Here is a 21,557-nt window from a genome sequence, read left to right as displayed (position 1 = left end):
TTGCCTGGGAGGAGCGGCTTATTAAACCGCTTTTCGCCAAAGGCCCCTCATTGGGTGTGCGCTTATTGGTGCTGACCGTGCTTTCGGTCGCGCTGATGGTGGTCGATGCCCGCTTTGCACTGCTCAAGCCGGTGCGCAGCCAGATGTCGCTGGTGTTGATGCAGACCTACTGGATCACCGACCTGCCGCAACGTCTCTTCCAGGGCGTGTCCAGCCAATTTGGCAGCCGCACCGAACTGGTCGCCGAGAACGAAAAACTCAAGACTGAAAACCTGCTGTTGCAGGGGCGCATGCAAAAGCTGGCGGCCCTCACCGAGCAGAACGTTCGGCTGCGCGAGTTGCTCAATTCTTCCGCGCTGGTCAACGAAAAGGTCGAAGTGGCCGAGCTGATCGGCATGGACCCCAACCCCTTTACCCACCGCATCATCATCAACAAGGGTGAGCGCGACGGTGTGGTGCTTGGCCAGCCGGTGCTTGATGCCCGTGGCCTGATGGGCCAGGTGGTGGAGTTGATGCCCTACACCTCGCGGGTGCTGTTGCTGACGGATACGACCCACAGCATTCCGGTGCAGGTCAACCGTAACGGCTTGCGCGCAATCGCCAGCGGCACCGGTAACCCGGAACGCCTGGAACTGCGCCATGTGGCCGACACTGCGGACATCAAGGAAGGCGACCTGTTGGTCAGCTCTGGCCTGGGCCAGCGCTTCCCGGCGGGTTATCCGGTGGCGACGGTCAAAGAGGTGATCCACGATTCCGGCCAGCCGTTCGCTATCGTTCGGGCGGTACCGACTGCCGCGCTGAACCGCAGCCGTTACCTGCTGCTGGTGTTCAGCGACAACCGCACCCCGGAAGAGCGCGCTAACGACGCTGCCCAGGCCCAGGAAGCGGAGGACCAGCAGAATGGCACCGCGCCTATCGTGCCGGCCACGGTGCCAAAACCTGCTTTTGTTGGCCCACCTGCACCCGCGCCAGCCACGTCACCTGCACCGGCAGCTGCAGCACCTGTGGCAACGCCGGCCAAACCTGCCGCGCATAACGCGCGCCCGGCTAAACCGACCGCCGCTCCGGCCACCACACCGCAGAGGGGGGACTAATGGCGGGTACTCATTCACGCAATGGCTGGATCGTCTGGCTGACCTTCGCCATCGGCTTGCTGCTCAGCGTCTCGCCGCTGCCGCAGTTCATGGAAATCCTTCGCCCGCTCTGGCTGGCCTTGTTGCTGGCGTTCTGGTCATTGAACCTGCCGCACAAGGTGGGCATGGTCACGGCCATGTGCCTGGGTTTGGCCGAAGATGTGTTGTATGGCACCTTGCTGGGCCAGAACGCGTTGATCCTGACCCTGATTACCTTTCTGGTGCTGTCGCTGCAGCAGCGCTTGCGCATGTTCCCGATGTGGCAGCAGTGCCTGGTGATCCTGGTGATCTTCGGCCTGGCGCAGTTGGTGCAACTATGGCTCAGCGCGTTGACCGGCAACCGCCAGCCGACCCTGGCCTTGGTTCTGCCGGCGCTGGTCAGCGCCTTGTTATGGCCCTGGATCAGTTTTGGCCTGCGTGGGCTGCGTCGTCGCTATAAAATCAATTGAATGGATTGCGAGGCTCTGCCTGGTTATCGAACCCCACAGGGAGAGTCTGCAATGAATTCGCTTTATCTGGCCTCGGGCTCCCCGCGGCGACGTGAACTGCTGGCCCAGATCGGTGTGCCCTTCACCCTGGTCAGCGCCGCTATTGATGAAACTCCCCTGAACGACGAACCTGCCGTTGCCTATGTCGAGCGCCTTGCGCGGGGCAAGGCGACGGCAGGTTTTGTCGCGCTTGGCCACACCTCGGGCACCTGCGTACTGGGGGCCGACACGGCGGTGATTGTCGATGGGCGGATCCTGGGCAAGCCGGTGGACCAGGCTGATGCACTGGCCATGCTGATGGCCCTTTCCGGCCGCGAGCATGAAGTGCTCACCGCCATCGCCCTGACCGACGGCCAGCAATGTGAAACCCGATGTGTCAGCAGCCGTGTACGTTTCCGCGAGGTTTCTGTGCGGGAGGCTACCACCTACTGGCACAGTGGCGAACCGCAGGACAAGGCCGGCGGCTATGCTATCCAAGGGCTGGGCTCGGTGTTTGTGGCCGGGCTGAATGGCAGTTATTCCGCCGTGGTGGGCCTGCCAGTCTGCGAAACCGCGCAACTGCTCGCCCAATTCGGCATACCCTGTTGGCAAAACCTTACCGTGTGCTGAACGCCGTATTCCAGCGCCAAGCCTTAAGCGAACGGTCACTATTGTGAAAACGCCTGAACGAGACCCAGCCATGAGTGAAGAGATTCTGATCAATATCACGCCGATGGAATCGCGCGTGGCGGTGGTAGAGAACGGTGTTCTGCAAGAAGTGCATGTCGAGCGCACCCAGAAGCGCGGGATCGTCGGCAATATCTACAAAGGCAAGGTGGTGCGCGTATTGCCGGGCATGCAGGCGGCCTTCGTCGACATCGGCCTGGACCGTGCAGCGTTTATCCATGCCTCGGAAATTTCCTTGCGCGAGGGCCCTGCGGTGGAAAGCATCAGCGCTCTGGTGCACGAGGGCCAGAGCCTGGTGGTGCAAGTCACCAAGGACCCCATCGGTTCCAAGGGCGCCCGCTTGACCACCCAGCTGTCGATTCCCTCGCGCTACCTGGTGTACATGCCGCGCACCGCCCATGTGGGCATTTCCTTGAAGATCGAAGATGAAGCCGAGCGCGAGCGCCTGAAGAAGGTGGTCAGCGACTGCGTCGCCGCCGAGGGCATCAAGGAAGCGGGCGGGTTTATCCTGCGCACCGCCGCAGAAGGCGCAGGCGCTGACGAGATCCTCATGGATATTCGCTACCTGCGGCGCTTGTGGGACCAAATCGACGCGCAGATCAAGACCATTGGCGCGCCCAGCGTCATTTATGAAGACCTTGGCCTGGCGTTGCGCACGTTGCGCGATCTGGTCAGCCCGAAGATCGAGAAAATTCGCATCGATTCGCGGGAAACCTTCCAGCGCACCACGCAATTTGTTGCTGAGTTGATGCCAGAAATCGCCGATCGCCTGGAACACTACCCCGGCGAGCGGCCGATATTCGACCTGTATGGCGTCGAAGACGAAATCCAGAAAGCCCTGGAGCGCAAGGTGCCACTCAAGTCCGGCGGCTACCTGGTGGTGGACCCGGCAGAAGCCATGACCACCATCGACGTCAACACCGGTGCCTTCGTGGGCCATCGCAACCTTGAAGAGACGATCTTCAAGACCAACCTCGAAGCGGCCACGGCCATCGCTCGTCAACTGCGCCTGCGTAACCTGGGCGGCATCATCATCATCGACTTCATCGACATGGAAGATGAAGAGCACCAGCGCCAGGTGCTGCGTACGCTTGAAAAACAACTGGAGCGCGATCACGCCAAGACCAACATCATCGGCATCACCGAGTTGGGCCTGGTGCAGATGACCCGCAAGCGCACGCGTGAGAGCCTGGAACAGGTACTGTGCGAGCCGTGCAGCAGTTGCCAGGGGCGCGGCAAACTGAAGACCCCGGAAACGGTTTGCTACGAGATTTTCCGTGAGATCCTGCGGGAGGCACGCGCCTATCAGGCCGAAGGTTATAGAGTGCTTGCCAATCAGAAGGTGGTGGATCGCCTGCTGGACGAAGAGTCCGGTAACGTCGCCGAACTGGAAAGTTTTATCGGTCGCACCATTCGCTTCCAGGTCGAAACCATGTATTCCCAGGAACAATACGACGTGGTGTTGCTCTGATCCCCAACTGTGCACTTTCTTCGAGACCGGCAGACCTTGATCTGCGGTCCGCTAACTGTTTTTTGAGGGTCGCCTGACATGGAGCGTCTGATACGCTTTTTTGCCGCTTTGACCCGTTGGAGTCTGGGCCTGTGTGCGTTGTTGCTGGTATTGGCGGCGGTGTACGTGAGCCTGGGGCGCGAACTTACCCCGCTGGTGGCCGAATACCGCGCCGAAGTCGAGGCCAAGGCCCAGGCTGCGCTGGATACGCCGCTGCATATCGGCAGCCTTGAAGGCCGCTGGAGCGGGTTTGCCCCGGTATTGCTGGCCCACGACGTCATGGTCGGCGAGGGCAGCAGTGCCTTGCGCCTGGACCAGGTGCAAGTGGTGCCGGATATGTGGGCCAGCCTGTTGGCCCGCGAAGTGCGTATCGCCCATCTGCAAGTCAGTGGCTTGCAACTGAGTGTCAAGGAAGACCAGGACGGCCGCTGGACCCTGCAAGGCTTGCCGGTGCAGGACGACCAGCCGTTGGACCCGCAACAACTGCTGACGCGCATGCAAATGGTCAAGCGCGTGTCGGTGCTGGACAGCCAGGTGACCCTGCAACCCTTCGACCAGGCACCAGTGACCGTGACCTATGTGGGCCTGAGCCTGCATACCGGCATGAGCCAGCAGCGTCTGGACGCTCGCCTGACATTGCCCGATGGCCAACCGTTGGCGGTCAGCCTGCGTAGCCGCATTCGTGCCAGCCAGTGGCAAGACGCTGAGGTCGATGCCTACCTGAGCCTGCCGCAGAGCGACTGGGCCAAGTGGATTCCCGCCAAACTGACCCAGCAATGGAAGCTGACGCAATTGAAGGCTGGCGGCGAGTTTTGGCTCAGTTGGGCCAAAGGTACGGTGCAAAGCGCTGCCGTGCGCCTCAATTCGCCCCAAGTGAAGGGCAGCTATGCCGACCGTAAGCCGGTACACCTCGAAAACCTGGCCCTGACCGCCTACCTGCAGCGCAGTGACGCTGGCCTCAAGGTGCTGTTTGATTCCCTGGCGATGAACATTGGCGAAACCCGCTGGGAGTCGCGCCTGCAATTGCAGCAAAGCCTGGCGACCGACAAGGAACAGGAAGTGTGGAAATTGCAGGCCGACCACCTCGACCTGACCCCCATTACCCCGTTGCTCAACGCCTTGGCGCCGCTGCCAGACGGTTTCGCCAAGGCCGTCGAACACCTCAAAGCCACTGGCCTGTTACGCAATGTGCTGGTGGACTTCCGACCGCAAGACACCACCGATCGCAAACTCAGTTTTGCCGCCAACCTGGAGCGTGTCGGCTTCGATGCCTACTTTGGCGCGCCGGCCGCACGCAATGTGTCCGGCAGCATCAGTGGCGACCTGGGCCAGGGTGAGTTGCGCATGGACAGCAAGGACTTTTCCTTGCATCTGTATCCGATCTTCGCCAAGCCGTGGCAGTACATCCAGGCCAATGCGCGCCTGACCTGGAAGTTGGACAAGCAAGGCTTCACCCTGATCGCCCCGTATATCAAGGTCCTGGGGGAGGAAGGCAAGGTGGCGGCGGACTTCCTGATTCGTCTGCATTTCGACCACAGCCAGGAAGACTACATGGACCTGCGGGTCGGCATGGTCGATGGCGATGGCCGTTTCACCCCCAAGTACCTACCGGCCGTGTTGAGCCCGGCGCTGGATGAATGGCTGCGCACGGCGATCCTCAAGGGCGCGGTGGACGAAGGCTTCTTCCAGTACCAGGGCTCGCTCAGCCACAATGCGCTGCCTGCGTCGCGCAATATCAGCCTGTTCTTCAAGGTGCATGATGCCGAGCTCGCCTTCCAGCCGGGCTGGCCTCATGTGAACAAGGTCAATGGCGAAGTGTTTGTCGAGGAGAGCGGCGTACGCATTCTGGCGAGCAAGGGCCAGTTGCTCGACACCCAGGTCAAGGATGTCTACGTCAATATCCCCCACGCCCCAGCGGGCGGGGACAGTCATCTGCTGCTCACGGGCGGGTTCTCCGGCGGCTTGGGCGACGGCCTGAAGATCCTTCAAGAAGCCCCTATCGGCACGGCGTCTACGTTTGCCGGCTGGAAAGGCGAGGGCGACCTGCAAGGTAGCCTGGACCTGGACGTACCGCTGGCCAAAGGCACTGAGCCCAAGATCGTGGTGGACTTCAAGACCGACAAGGCGCGCCTGCAATTGGCCGAGCCGCCGCTGGACCTGACCCAGCTCAAGGGTGATTTTCGCTTCGACAGCGCCAAGGGCCTGAGCGGGCAGAAGATCTCGGCCCAGGCGTTCGACCGCCCCATCACGGCGCAGATCTTTGCCGAAGGCAAACCGGGTAATATCAGCACGCGGGTGACTGCCAATGGCCAGGTCACCGTCAAGCGCCTTACGGACTGGTTGAAAATCAGCCAGCCGTTGCCGGTCTCCGGCGATATTCCGTACCAGTTGCAAGTGATCCTGGACGGCGCGGACAGCCAGTTGATGGTCAACTCCAACCTCAAGGGTGTCGCGGTGGACCTGCCGGCACCGTTCGGCATGCCCGCCAGCCAGGGGCGTGACAGCACCTTTCGCATGACCTTGCAGGGTGCTGAGCGCCGTTACTGGTTTGATTACGGCGAGTTGGCGAATTTCACTTTTGCCGCGCCGCCGGACAAGTTCAATGATGGTCGCGGCGAACTGTTCCTCGGCGACGGCGATGCCGTGTTGCCCGGTGCCAAGGGCCTGCGCATTCGTGGCGTGCTGTCGGAACTGGATATCGATCCCTGGAAGAAACTTGTGGATCGCTACGCGGGCAATGATCCAGGTGGCAATGCCAAGCAACTGCTCAGCGGTGCGGACTTCAAGGTGGGCAAACTGACCGGGTTTGGTACCCAGTTTGACCAGGTCAGCTTGCAGCTCGATCGCAAACCAGCGGCCTGGGGCCTGCAACTCGATAGCCAGCAAGCCAAGGGCGCGGTGAACCTGCCGGACGCCAAAGGCGCGCCGATTGCGGTCAACCTCAAGTATGTGAAATTGCCTGCGCCAGACCCGACCGCGCAGGCGGACGAAAACGCGCCGGACCCGCTGGCCGATATCGACCCAAAAAGCATTCCGGCGCTGGATATTGCCGTCGACCAGCTGTTCCAGGGCTCGGACCTGATCGGGGCCTGGTCGCTGAGGATCCGCCCCACCGCCAAGGGCCTGGCCTTCAATAACCTCGACCTTGGCCTCAAGGGCATGCTGCTCAAAGGCGCCGGGGGTTGGGAAGGTGCGCCAGGCGCCAGCAGCAGTTGGTACAAGGGCCGCCTCGATGGGCGCAACATTGCCGACGTGCTCAAGGGCTGGGGTTTTGCGCCTACGGTGACCAGCGAAGACTTCCATCTGGACGTGGATGGCCGCTGGCCGGGGTCGCCGGCCTGGGTCGGGCCCAAGCGGTTTTCCGGCAGCCTGGATGCCGCGTTCCGCAAAGGTCAGTTCGTCGAAGTGGAGGGCGGGGCCCAGGCATTGCGAGTGTTTGGCCTGCTTAACTTCAATTCCATTGGTCGGCGTTTGCGTTTGGACTTTTCCGACTTGTTCGGCAAGGGCTTGAGCTACGACCGGGTCAAAGGCTTGTTGGCCGCCAGTAATGGCGTGTTCGTGACCCGCGAGCCCATCACCATGACCGGGCCTTCCACCAACCTGGAGCTTAACGGCACCCTGGATCTGGTTGCTGATCGCGTCGACGCCAAATTGCTGGTCACCTTGCCTGTGACCAACAACCTGCCGATTGCGGCGCTGATTGTCGGTGCGCCGGCCATTGGTGGTGCGCTGTTTTTGATCGACAAGCTGATCGGTGACCGGGTTTCGCGCTTCGCCAGTGTGCAATACAAGGTGCAAGGCCCCTGGAAGGATCCAAAAATCACCTTCGACAAGCCATTTGAAAAGCCAAACTGAGAGCCTGTGGAGTAGCATGGCCCCATGCCCTGTATGGAGTGTCGGCCCATGTCCTTTGCGGTAATTCAAATGGTCAGCCAGAGTGACGTGCTGGCCAACCTCGCCCAGGCGCGTCGCCTGCTGGAGCAGGCGGCGGCCGATGGCGCGAAACTCGCGGTGCTGCCAGAGAATTTCGCCGCCATGGGCCGCCGCGACGTGGCCGACATTGGCCGCGCCGAGGCGTTGGGCCAAGGGCCTGTGCTGCCCTGGTTGAAACAGGCCGCCCGCGACCTCACCTTATGGATAGTGGCCGGCACATTGCCGCTGCCGCCCAAGGACCAGCACCACGCCAAACCCAATGCTTGCTCGCTGCTGATCAATGATCAGGGTGAAATCGTCGCTCGCTACGACAAACTCCATCTGTTTGATGTGGACGTGGCGGATGCTCGCGGTCGTTATCGCGAATCTGACGACTATGCTTTCGGTAACCATGTGGTGGTGGCGGATACGCCGGTGGGCCGTGTGGGGTTGACGGTGTGTTACGACCTGCGTTTCCCCGAGCTGTACAGCGAGTTACGTGCGGCGGGGGCTGAACTGATTACCGCGCCCTCGGCCTTCACGGCGGTGACCGGGGCTGCACACTGGGATGTGCTGATTCGCGCACGTGCCATCGAAACCCAGTGCTACCTGCTGGCAGCCGCCCAAGGCGGTGTGCACCCAGGCCCACGGGAAACGTTTGGCCATGCGGCGATTGTCGATCCTTGGGGCCGAGTGCTGGCGCAACAGGATCAAGGCGAAGCGGTGTTACTGGCCGAACGCGATAGCAGTGAACAGGCGTCGATACGGACGCGCATGCCGGTGGCCAATCACCGGCGCTTTTTCTCGCAGGGCGCGCAGCGGCCTGCTTCAGAACGATGAATTTAAGGCCAAACCTATGAGCGAGTTGTTGTCCTCAGTCAGTGATCACCTCCTGGCACCCGGTGGCGTGACCATCGAAAGCCTGCAAGCCGTGCTCGGCGATCTGGCCGGGCCGGGTATCGATGCGGCTGACCTGTATTTCCAGGGGCAGATTTCCGAGTCCTGGGCGTTGGAAGATGGGATCGTCAAGGAAGGCAGTTTCAACCTTGACCAGGGCGTAGGCGTTCGCGCGCAATCGGGTGAGAAGACCGGATTTGCCTACAGCAATGCGATCACCCTGGAGGCCCTGGGCCTGGCGGCGCGTGCCGCCCGTTCGATCTCCCGTGCCGGGCAGAATGGCACGGTGCAGGCGTTCAGTACCCAGGACGTGGCGCAGTTGTATGCGCCGGATAACCCGTTGGAAGTGATCAGTCGTGCGGAAAAGGTCGAGCTGCTCAAGCGTATCGACGCTGCTACCCGTGCCTTGGACCCGCGTATCCAGCAAGTGACCGTGAGCATGGCTGGCGTGTGGGAGCGCATCCTCGTGGCGTCCACCGACGGTGGGCTGGCGGCGGATGTACGGCCGCTGGTGCGTTTCAATGTGAGTGTGATCGTCGAACAGAACGGGCGCCGCGAGCGCGGCGGACATGGCGGCGGTGGGCGCACCGACTACCGTTATTTCCTTGCTGACGACCGTGCCATGGGCTATGCCCGTGAGGCGCTGCGCCAGGCATTGGTCAACCTGGAAGCGATTCCCGCGCCGGCCGGCACCTTGCCGGTGGTGCTGGGTTCGGGTTGGTCTGGCGTGTTGCTCCACGAAGCCGTGGGCCATGGCCTGGAAGGCGATTTCAACCGCAAGGGCAGTTCCGCCTACAGCGGGCGCATGGGCGAAATGGTTGCGTCCAAGCTGTGCACCATTGTCGATGACGGCACCCTGGCCGGCCGCCGTGGTTCGCTGAGCGTCGATGACGAAGGCACGCCGACCGAATGCACCACCCTGATCGAGAACGGCGTGCTCAAGGGCTACATGCAAGACAAGCTCAACGCCCGCCTGATGGGCGTGGCGCGCACCGGTAACGGTCGTCGTGAGTCCTATGCGCATCTACCGATGCCGCGCATGACCAACACCTACATGCTCGGTGGTCAAAGCGATCCGGCAGAAATCATTGCCTCGGTAAAACGCGGTATCTACTGCGCCAACCTCGGCGGCGGCCAGGTGGATATCACCAGCGGCAAGTTCGTGTTCTCCACCAGCGAGGCGTACCTGATCGAAGACGGCAAGATTACCGCGCCGGTCAAAGGGGCGACGCTGATTGGTAACGGGCCGGAAGCCATGAGCAAGGTATCGATGGTCGGTAACGACCTGTCGCTGGACAGCGGCGTGGGCACGTGCGGCAAGGATGGGCAGTCGGTGCCGGTAGGTGTCGGCCAGCCAACTTTGAAAATTGATGCGATTACCGTGGGTGGCACGGGATCGTAGGAGCCGGAGCTTCGGGTGGCGAAGACCGCCACCCGGGGAAGAGGATCAGCGCAGACCGCGTTGAGTCTCGTCCAGCTCACGGATGTACTTGAAGATTTTACGGCTGGTGGCCGGCGCCTTGTTATGCGCCAGCTCGTGCTGGGCCTGACGGATCAGGGAGCGCAATTGCTGGCGGTCCGCGTCCGGGTAGTCCAGTACGAATTTCTCCAGCACCGCGTCATCGCCCGAGATCAGGCGGTCACGCCAACGTTCCAGGTTGTGGAAGCGTTCGTTGTACTGGCGAGTGGAGGCATCGGTTTGATCGAGCAAAGTCAGAATGGCGTCAATGTCTTGGTCGCGCATCAGTTTGCCGATAAACGAGATGTGCCGTTTACGCGCGATATTCGCGGTGTGCTTGGGCGCATCGGCCAGGGCCCGACGCATTTCGTCGGTCAGTGGCAGTTTGGCAACCAAATCCTTTTTGAGCGTTGTAAGGCGCTCGCCAAGGTCAACCAGAGCATGCAGCTCACGTTTGACCTGGGTTTTGCTTTTCTCCCCATCGAGGGAGTCGTCGTAAGAATCAACCATGGTGGCAGTCCGCAAAGAAACGCCGCCATGATAACCAGTCGGGGGCCGCTTGTCCGGCCCGGTCGCTCGATGGCCATTACCGAAAGCAGAATTTGAGTGGAGAAAACCATGAGTGCAGCCCAAAGCGTCGGTCCACAAGCGTTACCGGCACTGCAGGAACAAGTCGAGCAGATCCTTGCCGAAGCCAAGCGCCAGGGGGCCAGCGCCTGTGAAGTGGCGGTGTCGCTGGAGCAAGGGTTGTCGACTTCGGTGCGCCAGCGTGAAGTGGAAACGGTTGAATTCAATCGCGACCAAGGGTTTGGCATCACCTTGTATGCGGGCCAGCGCAAAGGTTCGGCCAGCACCTCGGCCAGTGGGCCGGAGGCGATTCGCGAGACCGTCGCCGCAGCACTGGCGATTGCCAAGCACACCTCCGAGGATGAAAGCTCGGGCCTGGCCGACAAGGCGCTGATGGCCAAGGATGTGCAGGATTTCGACCTGTTCCATGCCTGGGATATCACCCCTGAGCAAGCCATCGAGCTGGCGCTGACCTGCGAAGCGGCAGCGTTCGATGCCGATGCCCGCATCAAGAATGCGGACGGCACCACCTTGAGCACCCATCAGGGTTGCCGCGTCTACGGCAACAGCCATGGCTTTATCGGTGGTTATGCCTCCACGCGTCACAGCCTCAGTTGCGTGATGATTGCCGAAGCCAATGGGCAGATGCAGCGTGATTACTGGTACGACGTAAACCGCCAAGGCGATTTACTGGCAGACCCTGCAAGCATTGGGCAGCGTGCGGCGCAACGGGCCGCGAGCCGCCTGGGCGCGCGCCCGGTGCCGACCTGCGAAGTGCCTGTGCTGTTTTCCGCAGAGCTGGCCGGTGGTTTATTCGGCAGCTTCCTGGGCGCGATTTCCGGTGGCAACCTGTATCGCAAGTCTTCGTTCCTGGAAGGCGCCATCGGTCAGAAACTGTTCCCTGAGTGGCTGACCATTGACGAGCGCCCGCATCTGATGCGCGCGATGGGCAGTTCGTCGTTCGACGGCGATGGCCTGGCGACCTATGCCAAGCCGTTTGTCGAGAAGGGTGAGCTGGTGTCCTATGTGCTGGGCACTTATGCCGGTCGCAAGCTGGGCCTGCCAAGCACCGCTAACGCGGGCGGTGTGCATAACCTGTTCGTGACCCACGGTGATGAAGACCAGGCGGCGTTGTTGCGGCGGATGGGGCGCGGGTTGCTGGTGACTGAATTGATGGGCCATGGCCTGAACATGGTCACCGGTGACTACTCGCGTGGTGCGGCGGGCTTCTGGGTGGAGAATGGCGAGATTCAGTTCGCCGTCCAGGAAGTGACCATCGCCGGCAATATGCGCGATATGTTCAAGCAGATCGTTGCCGTGGGTAACGACCTGGAACTGCGCAGCAATATTCGCACGGGTTCGGTGCTGATCGAACGCATGACGGTCGCTGGCAGCTAATTCCTCCCGCACGTTCTGAAAGGCGCGCCATCGCAAAGATGGCGCGCCTTTTTTATTGCGCCTCTTTTGACAGGATTAATGGGCTACTCTTGTTTTGATTCTCAATATCATTTAATAATAAATATCATTACCGAATGAGTGTGTCTCATGAGTTCTGTCTTGCATGAGGATCCCTATCTGGAAAGCTGGCGTTGGATGAGCCGCCAGATTCGCTGTGGCCTGGATCCCAATGAACCCCGCCTGATTGAGCATTACCTGAACGAAGGTCGATACCTGGCGTGTTGCACCGCAACCCATCCGTGGACCATCGCTGAAACCTCATTTCGTTTGTTGATCGACACCGCCGCTGATGTCGCCTTGCCCTGGCATTGGCGCTCCCTGTGCCTGGACCAGGCCTGGCGACCACTGCGCGACCTGGAAAAACTCTCCCACTGTGCCTGCCGCCTCAAGCGCTGGCAGACCTTTGCCTGGCAATTGGCGAGCTGCGAATTACTGCCTTCGATTTCCGTTTCTGACTTGGTGCAAGGATCTAATGATGAGTAACACCCGTATCGAACGCGACAGCATGGGCGAACTGCATGTGCCGCAAGAAGCTTTGTATGGCGCACAAACACAGCGTGCGGTGAACAACTTTCCGATCAGTCATCAACCCATGCCGGCGCAATTCATCCGCGCGCTGATCCTGGCCAAGACAGCCGCGGCCAAGGTCAACGTCGACCTCAAGCAAATCAGCGAAGGGCAGGGCAAGGCTATTGTCGATGCTGCCCAAGGCTTGCTGGAAGGCGACTACATGCAGCACTTCCCCGTGGATATCTTCCAGACCGGCTCCGGCACCAGCTCCAACATGAACGCCAATGAAGTGATCGCGACCCTTGCCAGCCGTTTGCTGGGCGAGGCGGTCAACCCCAACGATCATGTGAATTGCGGCCAGAGCAGCAACGACATCATCCCCACCACCATTCACGTCAGTGCTGCGTTGGTGCTGCACGAGCAAACGTTGCCGGCCCTGCTGCATCTGGTGCAGGTCATCGAGCAAAAAGCCGAGGCGGTTCACCCGTTCATCAAGACCGGCCGCACGCATTTGATGGACGCCATGCCGGTGCGCATGAGTCAGGTGCTGAACGGCTGGGCGCAGCAGCTCAAGGCCAATATCGGCCACTTGCAGGACCTGCTTCCGGCGCTGCAAGCATTGGCTCAGGGCGGCACGGCGGTCGGTACCGGGATTAACGCACACCCCGAGTTTGCCGGGCGTTTCAGCCAGCAACTGAGCCTGTTGACCGGAGTGAAGTTCACACCCGGCAAGAACCTGTTTGCGCTGATTGGCTCCCAGGACACCGCCGTTGCAGTCTCTGGCCAGTTGAAAGCCTCGGCGGTGTCGCTGATGAAGATCGCCAATGACCTGCGCTGGATGAACTCCGGGCCATTGGCCGGCCTGGGTGAAATCGAACTGGAGGCGCTGCAGCCGGGCTCGTCGATCATGCCGGGCAAGGTCAACCCGGTCATCCCGGAAGCGACCGCCATGGTGGCCGCCCAGGTCATCGGCAATGACACAGTGATCACGGTGGCCGGTCAGTCGGGCAATTTCGAGCTGAATGTGATGCTGCCGATCATTGCCCAAAACCTGCTCAGCAGCCTGGAGTTGCTGGCCAATGCCAGCCGGTTGCTGGCGGACAAGGCCATTGCCAGCTTCAAGGTCAACGAACCCAAGCTCAAGGAAGCGCTGTCGCGCAATCCGATCCTGGTCACCGCACTTAACCCGATCATCGGCTACCAGAAAGCCGCTGAAATCGCCAAGAAGGCGTATCAGCAAGGCCGCCCGGTGATCGATGTCGCCCTCGAACACACCGACCTGCCTCGCAGCCAACTGGAAGTCCTGCTGGACCCGGAAAAGCTCACCGCCGGCGGCGTGTAATCAACGACCCTGCTTTGGAGGCTCACCATGGAGCACTGGAAACGCACGATCGAACGGGCCAATCGCTGCTTTATGGCGGGTGAGTTGGTTGACGCTCGCGAGGCCTATCTGCAAGCCCTGGCCCTGGCCCAAGTGTTGTTCGAACGCTGGGCGGATGCTGACGAAGCAGTGGCGGCCTGTGTCATTTCCCATCACAACCTGGCGGACCTGCACTTGCGCCTGAACCAGCCTGAGGAAAGCGCCGAATACCTCTGCGCTATCCATCAGCGCCTCTTGCAGACCATGCAGGACCCACGCCTCAGCCCGTCACTGCGCGAGGCCGCGTTGCGCCAGAGCAGCAAGACCTACGTCGAGCTGCTGAATTTCATCAGCGATCACGGCGAATACCCACGCACTCATCGGCTGCTGGGAAGTGCTGCGACGCCACCGTCCACGTCCCATTATGGAGCACATTGATATGACCTATACCTTGCCGGCCTTGCCTTACGCCTACGATGCCCTCGAGCCGCATATCGACGCGCAAACCATGGAAATTCACTACACCAAACACCACCAGACCTACATCAATAACCTCAATGCCGCGGTCGAGGGCACTGAGTTCGCCGGCTGGCCCGTGGAGAAGCTGGTGTCCAGCGTCGAAACATTGCCGGAGAAATTACGCGCTGCCGTGGTCAACCAAGGAGGCGGGCATGCGAACCACTCGTTGTTCTGGGCGGTCATGTCACCGACAGGGGGCGGCAAACCCGAGGGCGCCCTGGGCAAGGCTATCGACGAGCAATTGGGTGGTTTCGACAGCTTCAAGGAGGCCTTCACCAAGGCGGCGTTGACGCGTTTCGGTAGCGGCTGGGCCTGGTTGAGTGTCACGCCACAGAAAACGCTGGTGGTGGAAAGCAGCGGCAACCAGGACAGCCCGCTGATGAGCGGCAATACACCGGTCCTGGGCCTGGACGTTTGGGAGCACGCCTACTACTTGCAATATCAAAACCGACGACCTGAGTACATCAATGCATTTTACAGCGTCATCAACTGGCCGGAAGTTGCCGCGCGGTATCAGGCGGCCTTGGCCTGACACTCACTCCATAACAAGATCTAAGGCCGACTATGGGCACTCAAACACTGGCGATCGGTAGCGTACGAATGTTTCGTTATGCGTTTGGCACGCTGCTGCTATTGGCAGGTACTGCGTTATTGGTGGCCCATGGGCTGGCCTGGTTGAACCTGGAGGCGCGCATCCTGCGCGCTTTGCAGGGTGGAGCGATCTGCGCGCTGGGCACGGCGCTGGGCGCGGTGCCGGTGTTGGTGATTCGGCGCATGCCGATGGCGCTGAGCGATACCTTGCTGGGCTTTGGTGCCGGTGTGATGCTGGCGGCGACCGCTTTTTCCCTGGTCGTGCCGGGTATCGCCGCCGCTGAAAGCCTGGGGCTTTCACCTTGGGGTGCCGGTGGCTTGATCAGCTTCGGCATCATGCTCGGGGCGTTCGGCCTGTACCTCGTAGATCGCAAGGTTTCTGGCGCCAGCCCGGAAATGCTGGTGGGTACACCGGATAAACCGGTTATCCCGCCGCGTATCTGGTTATTCGTATTTGCGATCATTGCGCACAATATCCCGGAAGGCATGGCTGTAGGTGTTTCTGCGGGCGGAGGCATGGCGGATGCCGACAGCCTCGCCATGGGCATTGCCCTGCAGGATGTCCCTGAAGGGCTGGTGATCGCACTGGTATTGGCTGGGGCCGGAATGTCGCGGATCAAAGCCTTCCTGATTGGCGCTGCATCGGGCTTGGTTGAACCGGTATTTGCGGTGCTCTGCGCATGGCTGGTGAGCCTTGCCGAAGTGTTGTTGCCGCTGGGTTTGGCGCTGGCCGCCGGGGCAATGTTGCTGGTAGTGACTCATGAAGTCATCCCCGAATCGCGCCGCAATGGCCATGAAAAGCTCGCCAGCCTTGGGCTGTGCATCGGGTTTTGCCTAATGATGGTGATGGATACGGCGTTGGGTTGAGGGGGGCTGTAGGAGCGAGCTTGCTCGCGAAAAACCTGAGAACACTGCGTTAAACCAGGATGCCCGCGTTATCGTTGACGTTTCGCCAGCAAGCTCGCTCCTACATAAGGGGGTTATTCGCCTTCGTCGAAGTAGTTGTTGATCAACGCGACCAGTGCGGCCATTGCTTCGTCTTCTTGCTCGCCTTCTGTGCGCAGATGGATTTTGGTGCCTTTGCCGGCCGCCAACATCATCATCGCCATGATGCTTTTGCCATCGACCATGGACTCTGGCGTACGCCCAGCACGGATCTGGCAGGGGAACTGGCCGGCCACGCCGACGAATTTAGCCGACGCCCGGGCGTGCAAGCCCAGCTTGTTGATGATTTCAATTTCCAGAGCAGGCATCGCGCAGGTGTTCCTTTCAACTCAGGTCGCGGTGGCGAACCTGGACGTTCTTGAGGGTTTGTTGCAGCACCTGGCCCAGGCGCTCAGTCAGATAGACCGAGCGGTGGTGGCCGCCAGTGCAGCCAATGGCAATGGTGACATAGGCTCGATTGCTGGCGGCAAAGCGCGGCAACCATTTGAGCAGGTAGCTGGAGATATCCAGGAACATCTCTTCTACGTCCGGTTGTGCGGCCAGGTAGTCGATCACGGGCTGATCCAGCCCGGACTGGTCGCGTAACTCCGGTTTCCAGTAAGGGTTGGGCAGGCAGCGCACATCGAACACAAGGTCGGCATCTACCGGCATGCCCCGCTTGAAGCCAAACGACTCGACCAGAAACGCTGTGCCCGGCTCAGGCTGGTTCAGCAGGCGCAGCTTGATCGCGTCGCGCAACTGATACAGGTTCAGGTTGGTGGTGTTGATCTTCAGGTCGGCCAGGTCAATGATCGGCCCGAGCAGCTTGGTCTCGTCCTCGATGGCTTCGGCCAGGGAACGGTTGGCGCTGCTGAGGGGGTGGCGTCGACGGGTTTCGGAGAAACGCTTGAGCAGGGTCTCTTCGTCGGCATCCAGGTACAGCACATCGCAATGAATGTGCTTGGCACGCACTTCTTCCAACAGTTCCGGGAACCGCGAGAGGTGGCTAGGCAGGTTGCGCGCATCAATCGAGACCGCCACCAGCGGCTGCGCCAATTCGGTATGGATCAGTGCGCGTTCCGCCAGCTCTGGCAGCAGGCCGGCGGGCAGGTTGTCGATGCAATAGAAGCCGTTGTCCTCAAGCACATTGAGGGCGGTGCTCTTACCCGAGCCGGAGCGACCGCTGACGATGATCAAACGCATGATTACTGCCCGTTTTGTTCATCCAGGACAACTTGGTACAACGCTTCATTGCTGGAGGCGCTGCGCAGTTTGTCGCGTACATCCTTGCGGTCCAACATGCTGGCGATCTGCCGTAGCAGTTCCAGGTGCGCATCGGTGGCGGCTTCCGGGACCAGCAGCACAAACAGCAGGTCGACCGGGGCGCCGTCGATGGCGTCGAAATCAATCGGAGCGTCCAAGTGCATCAGCGCGCTCACAGGTTTATCACAACCTTTGAGGCGGCAGTGAGGGATCGCGATGCCGTTACCAAAACCGGTGGAGCCGAGTTTTTCACGGGCAATCAGAGCTTCGAAGACATCTTGCATCTCCAGATCCGGAATTTCCCGGGCGATCAGGTTGGCAATTTGTTCGAGGGCGCGCTTTTTACTGCCGCCCGGCACGTTCACGAGGGAACGGCCGGGGGTCAGGATGTTTTCAAGTCGGATCATGGGGGGAGAGTTAACGACCTGTACCTTGCATCAGGTGCAGATTCTTTTCCTTATGCTTTATGAGTTGGCGGTCGAGCTTGTCGTAGAGGGAGTCAATGGCCGCGTACATATCTTCATGTTCCGCATTGGCGACGAGCTTGGCATTCGGTACGTGCAGGGTGGCCTCGATTTTCTGCTTGAGCTTATCGACCTCCATGATGACCTGCACGTTGGTGATCTTGTCAAAATGCCCCGCAAGCTTGTTCAGTTTGCTCTCGGTGTATTCACGCAGGGGCTTGGTGACTTCCAGCTGGTGTCCACTGATGTTGACTTGCATACAGCTTCTCCTTCGTTGCCAGTGCATAAAGCGGTGGGCAGGAATACCCACCACTGGAACGCTGTGGCCCGCCCGTCACATCAAACGCTTACGCTCGCTGGAAGGCGCGATCCCTAGGGACTCGCGGTACTTGGCGACGGTTCGACGGGCGACCTGAATGCCTTGTGCCTCCAGTAAACCAGCGATCTTGCTGTCACTCAACGGCTTTTTCTGATTTTCAGCGGCAACCAGTTTTTTGATGATCGCGCGGATCGCCGTGGACGAGCATTCACCGCCTTCAGAGGTGCTGACGTGGCTGGAGAAAAAGTATTTCAGCTCATAAATACCCCGTGGGGTATGCATGAATTTCTGCGTGGTAACCCGGGAAATCGTCGATTCATGCATGCCGACGGCTTCGGCGATGTCGTGCAGCACGAGAGGCTTCATGGCCTCGTCGCCGTACTCCAGGAAACCGCGCTGGTGTTCGACGATCTGGGTTGCGACTTTCATCAGGGTTTCGTTGCGGCTTTGCAGGCTCTTGATGAACCACCGCGCTTCCTGCAACTGGTTGCGCATGAAGGTGTTATCGGCGCTGGTGTCGGCGCGGCGCACAAAACCTGCGTATTGCGGGTTGACCCGCAGGCGCGGTACTGACTCCTGGTTCAGCTCCACCAGCCAGCGTTCGTTGTCCTTGCGCACAATGACGTCGGGCACCACATATTCGGCTTCGCTGGACTCGATCTGCGAGCCTGGACGCGGGTTGAGGCTTTGCACCAGCTCGATGACCTGGCGCAAGTCATCTTCCTTGAGCTTCATACGGCGCATCAGTTGACTGTAGTCGCGACTACCCAACAGGTCGATGTAGTCACTGACCAAGCGTTGCGCTTCGGTGAGCCATGGCGTCTTGGTAGGCAACTGACGCAGTTGCAGTAACAGGCACTCGCTGAGTGTACGTGCGCCGATGCCTGCGGGCTCGAATTGCTGGATGCGGTGCAGGACGGCTTCGATTTCGTCCAGTTCGATATCCAGTTCCGGGTCGAAGGCCTCGAGGATCTCGTCGAGGGTTTCGTCCAGGTAACCCTGGTTATTGATGCAATCGATCAGGGTGACCGCTATCAGGCGATCGGTATCGGACATCGGCGCCAGGTTCAGTTGCCACAGCAAGTGGCTCTGCAGGCTCTCCCCCGCCGACGTGCGGGTAGTGAAATCCCACTCGTCATCATCGCTGCTTGGCAGGCTGCTGGCGCTGGTCTGGTAGACGTCTTCCCAGGCGGTGTCCACGGGAAGCTCGTTGGGAATGCGTTCATTCCAGTCGCCTTCCTCCAGGTTGTCCACCGTCGGGGCGGTTTCCTGATAGGAGGGTTCCTGCACGTCGGAATTGGGTTTTTGCTCGATGTTATCGGCCAGAGGATCTGCGTTATCGAAGTCGTCGCCTTCTTCCTGGCGTTCGAGCATCGGATTGGACTCCAGGGCCTCCTGGATTTCCTGTTGCAGGTCCAGGGTCGACAATTGGAGCAGGCGGATGGCCTGTTGCAGCTGCGGTGTCATCGTCAGCTGCTGGCCCATTCTCAGGACTAGCGATGGTTTCATGGCAGGGGCTTAACACCTTATTCGCCGGCGCAATGCGCCATCCACGACAGGGCGCGTGAGCGCCAAACATAAGCAAATTATATGCCTGATCTCGGGGCCTTTGCCTAGAGCGCGGTAACAATAAAAAAACCGAGGTTTCCATTGACTCCCGCGCGCTTCAGGTAAGAGCGCGATACCCCTGTGTTTACAGGCGGAACTCGTGACCCAGGTACACTTCCTTCACCAGCTCGTTGGCCAGGATGGTTTCGGCATCGCCTTCGGCAATTAGCTGGCCATCATTGACGATATAAGCGGTTTCACAGATATCAAGGGTCTCGCGCACGTTGTGGTCGGTGATCAGCACACCAATGCCCTTGGCCTTGAGGTGATGGATGATCTGCTTGATGTCACCTACCGAAATCGGGTCGACACCTGCGAAGGGCTCATCCAGCAGGATGAATTTCGGCGCGGTCGCCAGGGCGCGGGCGATTTCCACGCGACGACGTTCACCACCGGACAAGCTCATGCCGAGGTTGTCGCGAATATGGTTGATGTGGAATTCCTGCAGCAGGCTTTCCAGCTCCTGGCGGCGGCCATCGCGATCGAGTTCCTTGCGGGTCTCGAGGATCGCCATGATGTTGTCGGCTACCGACAGTTTGCGGAAGATCGACGCCTCCTGCGGAAGATAGCCGATACCTGCCCGTGCACGACCGTGCATGGGTTGGTGGCTGACGTCCAGGTCGTCGATCAATACGCGACCCTGGTCCGCCTGGACCAGCCCGACGATCATATAGAAGCAGGTGGTTTTGCCGGCACCGTTAGGGCCGAGCAGGCCGACGATCTGGCCGCTGTCGATCGACAGGCTGACGTCGCGTACCACCTGGCGGCTTTTATAGGCCTTGGCCAGATGCTGGGCTTTCAGGGTTGCCATTACTCGGCCTTCTTCTTCGGCTGGATAACCATGTCGATGCGTGGGCGGGGTGCGGTGACCTTGTTGCCGTTGGCGCGACCGGCGTTAGCGATCTGCTTCACGGTGTCATAGGTGATTTTTTCACCTTCCGTGGAGTTGCCGTCCGGGCTCAGCACCTTGGCCTGGTCAATCAGTACGATGCGGTTCTGCTGGGCGTGATACTGGATAGTCTTGCCGTAGCCTTTCATGGGGCCTGTATCGGTAGCGGACTGCTTCTGCTCGAAATAAGCCAGGTTGCCGACCGAAGTCACCACATCGATATCGCCGGTCTTGGTACGAGTCAGGGTCACCGTGTTGCCGGTAATCTTCATCGAGCCTTGGGTGATGATCACGCCGCCGGTGTAAGTGGCGACACCTTGCTTGTCATCGAGCTGCGCATCGTCAGCCGAGATGTGGATCGGTTGCTGGCTATCGTTCGGCAGAGCCCAGGCGCTCACGCTTCCCAGTGCTGCGCCCAGACCGAGCAAAATAGGGAGAGTTTTAACGAGCCTCATACTGTCCTCTTACGTTCGATAGCAGGTGTATCCTGCTTTCTTTCAAATACGCTTTCATTCCCTTGCCAGTCGATACACCGCCAGCGCCGTCGATTCTAACGTCTTGCTCGGTCTGCGCATATTGCTTCTGTGGGAATACGGTCATGCGACTGCTGGTAATGATGGTGTCGCGGTTCTGCGCGTCTGTACGTGCGACGCGAACCGAGTCGATCAGTTCAACTTCGGTGCCGTCAGGGTTGACTTCGCCACGCTTGCTGGTCACGTGCCAGGGAAATTCGGTGCCGCGATACAGGTTCAGGTCCGGATTCGTCAGCAGGCTGACTTCGGAAGCCTTCAAGTGCTCGACCTTGTCCGATGTCATCTCATACTGCACCTTGCCGTCGGGCAGATACTGAATGCTGTAGGCATTGGTGGCGTAATAGTCGATAAGGCCTTCGTCAACCTGTGCAACAGGCTTGTCGAGAAAGCGCTCCGGGCTGATATTCCAGTAGCCCACCGCCAGGAGCAGCGCGGCGATGACCCCGAATAACAGGAAGTTGCGAATCTTTTTACTCAGCATATAACG

At 60.1% G+C, this 21,557-nt stretch carries 22 protein-coding genes; 13 read left to right on the top strand and 9 right to left on the bottom strand.

Annotated features, from left to right (window positions below; genetic code table 11):
• The first annotated feature begins 20 nt into the window (after positions 1-20).
• The 7 genes from mreC to tldD all read left to right on the top strand — a co-directional run bounded on the left by mreC (position 21) and on the right by tldD (position 10,008).
• Positions 21-1,094, top strand: a complete 1,074-nt coding sequence (gene mreC, locus GIV26_RS00445; protein ID WP_072447076.1) for a rod shape-determining protein MreC — start codon at positions 21-23, stop codon at positions 1,092-1,094.
• Entirely contained in the window at positions 1,094-1,582 is a 489-nt protein-coding gene (gene mreD / locus GIV26_RS00440; protein WP_003188558.1) for a rod shape-determining protein MreD, read from the top strand. Before mreC ends, mreD begins: the two co-directional genes overlap by 1 nt.
• A gap of 51 nt (positions 1,583-1,633) precedes the next feature.
• Positions 1,634-2,230, top strand: a complete 597-nt coding sequence (locus tag GIV26_RS00435) for a Maf family protein (RefSeq protein WP_054897022.1) — start codon at positions 1,634-1,636, stop codon at positions 2,228-2,230.
• Between the two features lie 70 nt (positions 2,231-2,300).
• Positions 2,301-3,758, top strand: coding sequence for a ribonuclease G (gene rng / locus GIV26_RS00430; RefSeq protein WP_003188562.1), 1,458 nt, complete (start codon positions 2,301-2,303; stop codon positions 3,756-3,758).
• A 78-nt stretch (positions 3,759-3,836) separates the two neighbouring features.
• A complete protein-coding gene (locus GIV26_RS00425; protein WP_236279309.1) occupies positions 3,837-7,652 on the top strand; it encodes a YhdP family protein in 3,816 nt (1,271 codons plus the stop codon).
• A 48-nt stretch (positions 7,653-7,700) separates the two neighbouring features.
• Positions 7,701-8,549, top strand: a complete 849-nt coding sequence (locus GIV26_RS00420) for a carbon-nitrogen hydrolase family protein (RefSeq protein ID WP_236279308.1) — start codon at positions 7,701-7,703, stop codon at positions 8,547-8,549.
• Positions 8,550-8,565: 16 nt separating this feature from the next.
• On the top strand, positions 8,566-10,008 hold the full coding sequence (tldD, locus tag GIV26_RS00415; RefSeq protein WP_034126304.1) for a metalloprotease TldD: 1,443 nt from the start codon (positions 8,566-8,568) through the stop codon (positions 10,006-10,008).
• A gap of 45 nt (positions 10,009-10,053) precedes the next feature.
• Here tldD and yjgA read toward each other — a convergent pair whose 3' ends face one another.
• On the bottom strand, positions 10,054-10,575 hold the full coding sequence (yjgA, locus tag GIV26_RS00410) for a ribosome biogenesis factor YjgA (protein ID WP_003188568.1): 522 nt from the start codon (positions 10,573-10,575) through the stop codon (positions 10,054-10,056).
• A 108-nt stretch (positions 10,576-10,683) separates the two neighbouring features.
• Here yjgA and pmbA point away from each other — a divergent pair, with 108 nt between their 5' ends.
• From pmbA to GIV26_RS00380, 6 genes are all read left to right on the top strand, one after another.
• A complete protein-coding gene (pmbA, locus tag GIV26_RS00405) occupies positions 10,684-12,030 on the top strand; it encodes a metalloprotease PmbA (protein ID WP_034126305.1) in 1,347 nt (448 codons plus the stop codon).
• 147 nt (positions 12,031-12,177) lie between these two features.
• A complete protein-coding gene (locus tag GIV26_RS00400) occupies positions 12,178-12,573 on the top strand; it encodes a hypothetical protein (protein WP_003188570.1) in 396 nt (131 codons plus the stop codon).
• Positions 12,566-13,942 (top strand): class II fumarate hydratase, encoded by a 1,377-nt coding sequence (locus GIV26_RS00395; protein WP_034126306.1) that lies wholly within the window; start codon positions 12,566-12,568, stop codon positions 13,940-13,942. Before GIV26_RS00400 ends, GIV26_RS00395 begins: the two co-directional genes overlap by 8 nt.
• 27 nt (positions 13,943-13,969) lie before the next feature.
• Positions 13,970-14,398, top strand: coding sequence for a hypothetical protein (locus GIV26_RS00390; protein WP_034126307.1), 429 nt, complete (start codon positions 13,970-13,972; stop codon positions 14,396-14,398).
• 1 nt (position 14,399) lies between these two features.
• Positions 14,400-15,011 (top strand): superoxide dismutase, encoded by a 612-nt coding sequence (locus tag GIV26_RS00385; RefSeq protein ID WP_034126308.1) that lies wholly within the window; start codon positions 14,400-14,402, stop codon positions 15,009-15,011.
• 32 nt (positions 15,012-15,043) lie between these two features.
• Entirely contained in the window at positions 15,044-15,937 is an 894-nt protein-coding gene (locus GIV26_RS00380) for a ZIP family metal transporter (protein WP_236279307.1), read from the top strand.
• 113 nt (positions 15,938-16,050) lie between these two features.
• On the opposite strand, the gene GIV26_RS00375 is transcribed toward GIV26_RS00380, so the two are convergent.
• From GIV26_RS00375 to lptC, 8 genes are all read right to left on the bottom strand, one after another.
• A complete protein-coding gene (locus GIV26_RS00375; RefSeq protein WP_014716931.1) occupies positions 16,051-16,323 on the bottom strand; it encodes an HPr family phosphocarrier protein in 273 nt (90 codons plus the stop codon).
• A 16-nt stretch (positions 16,324-16,339) separates the two neighbouring features.
• Positions 16,340-17,197 (bottom strand): RNase adapter RapZ, encoded by an 858-nt coding sequence (gene rapZ / locus GIV26_RS00370; protein ID WP_034126310.1) that lies wholly within the window; start codon positions 17,195-17,197, stop codon positions 16,340-16,342.
• A gap of 2 nt (positions 17,198-17,199) precedes the next feature.
• A complete protein-coding gene (ptsN, locus tag GIV26_RS00365; protein ID WP_034126311.1) occupies positions 17,200-17,664 on the bottom strand; it encodes a PTS IIA-like nitrogen regulatory protein PtsN in 465 nt (154 codons plus the stop codon).
• Positions 17,665-17,674: 10 nt separating this feature from the next.
• Positions 17,675-17,980, bottom strand: a complete 306-nt coding sequence (gene hpf, locus GIV26_RS00360) for a ribosome hibernation-promoting factor, HPF/YfiA family (protein WP_003171804.1) — start codon at positions 17,978-17,980, stop codon at positions 17,675-17,677.
• Positions 17,981-18,055: 75 nt separating this feature from the next.
• On the bottom strand, positions 18,056-19,549 hold the full coding sequence (locus GIV26_RS00355; protein ID WP_236279306.1) for an RNA polymerase factor sigma-54: 1,494 nt from the start codon (positions 19,547-19,549) through the stop codon (positions 18,056-18,058).
• A gap of 184 nt (positions 19,550-19,733) precedes the next feature.
• Positions 19,734-20,459 (bottom strand): LPS export ABC transporter ATP-binding protein, encoded by a 726-nt coding sequence (lptB, locus tag GIV26_RS00350; protein WP_003188582.1) that lies wholly within the window; start codon positions 20,457-20,459, stop codon positions 19,734-19,736.
• Entirely contained in the window at positions 20,459-20,992 is a 534-nt protein-coding gene (gene lptA, locus GIV26_RS00345; protein WP_032893554.1) for a lipopolysaccharide transport periplasmic protein LptA, read from the bottom strand. Before lptA ends, lptB begins: the two co-directional genes overlap by 1 nt.
• The gene (gene lptC / locus GIV26_RS00340; protein WP_014716937.1) at positions 20,979-21,551 is read right to left on the bottom strand and encodes an LPS export ABC transporter periplasmic protein LptC; all 573 of its coding nucleotides are present in this window, start codon (positions 21,549-21,551) and stop codon (positions 20,979-20,981) included. The genes lptA and lptC overlap by 14 nt, the downstream gene beginning before the upstream one ends.
• Between the last annotated feature and the right edge of the window lie 6 nt (positions 21,552-21,557).

Origin of the sequence: Pseudomonas sp. PA-1-3F (genome assembly GCF_021609665.1) — a bacterium.
Classification (GTDB): Bacteria; Pseudomonadota; Gammaproteobacteria; order Pseudomonadales; family Pseudomonadaceae; genus Aquipseudomonas; species Aquipseudomonas paracarnis.
Note: the sequence above shows the minus strand (reverse complement) of the source record. Positions and strands in the feature narration are given on the sequence as shown.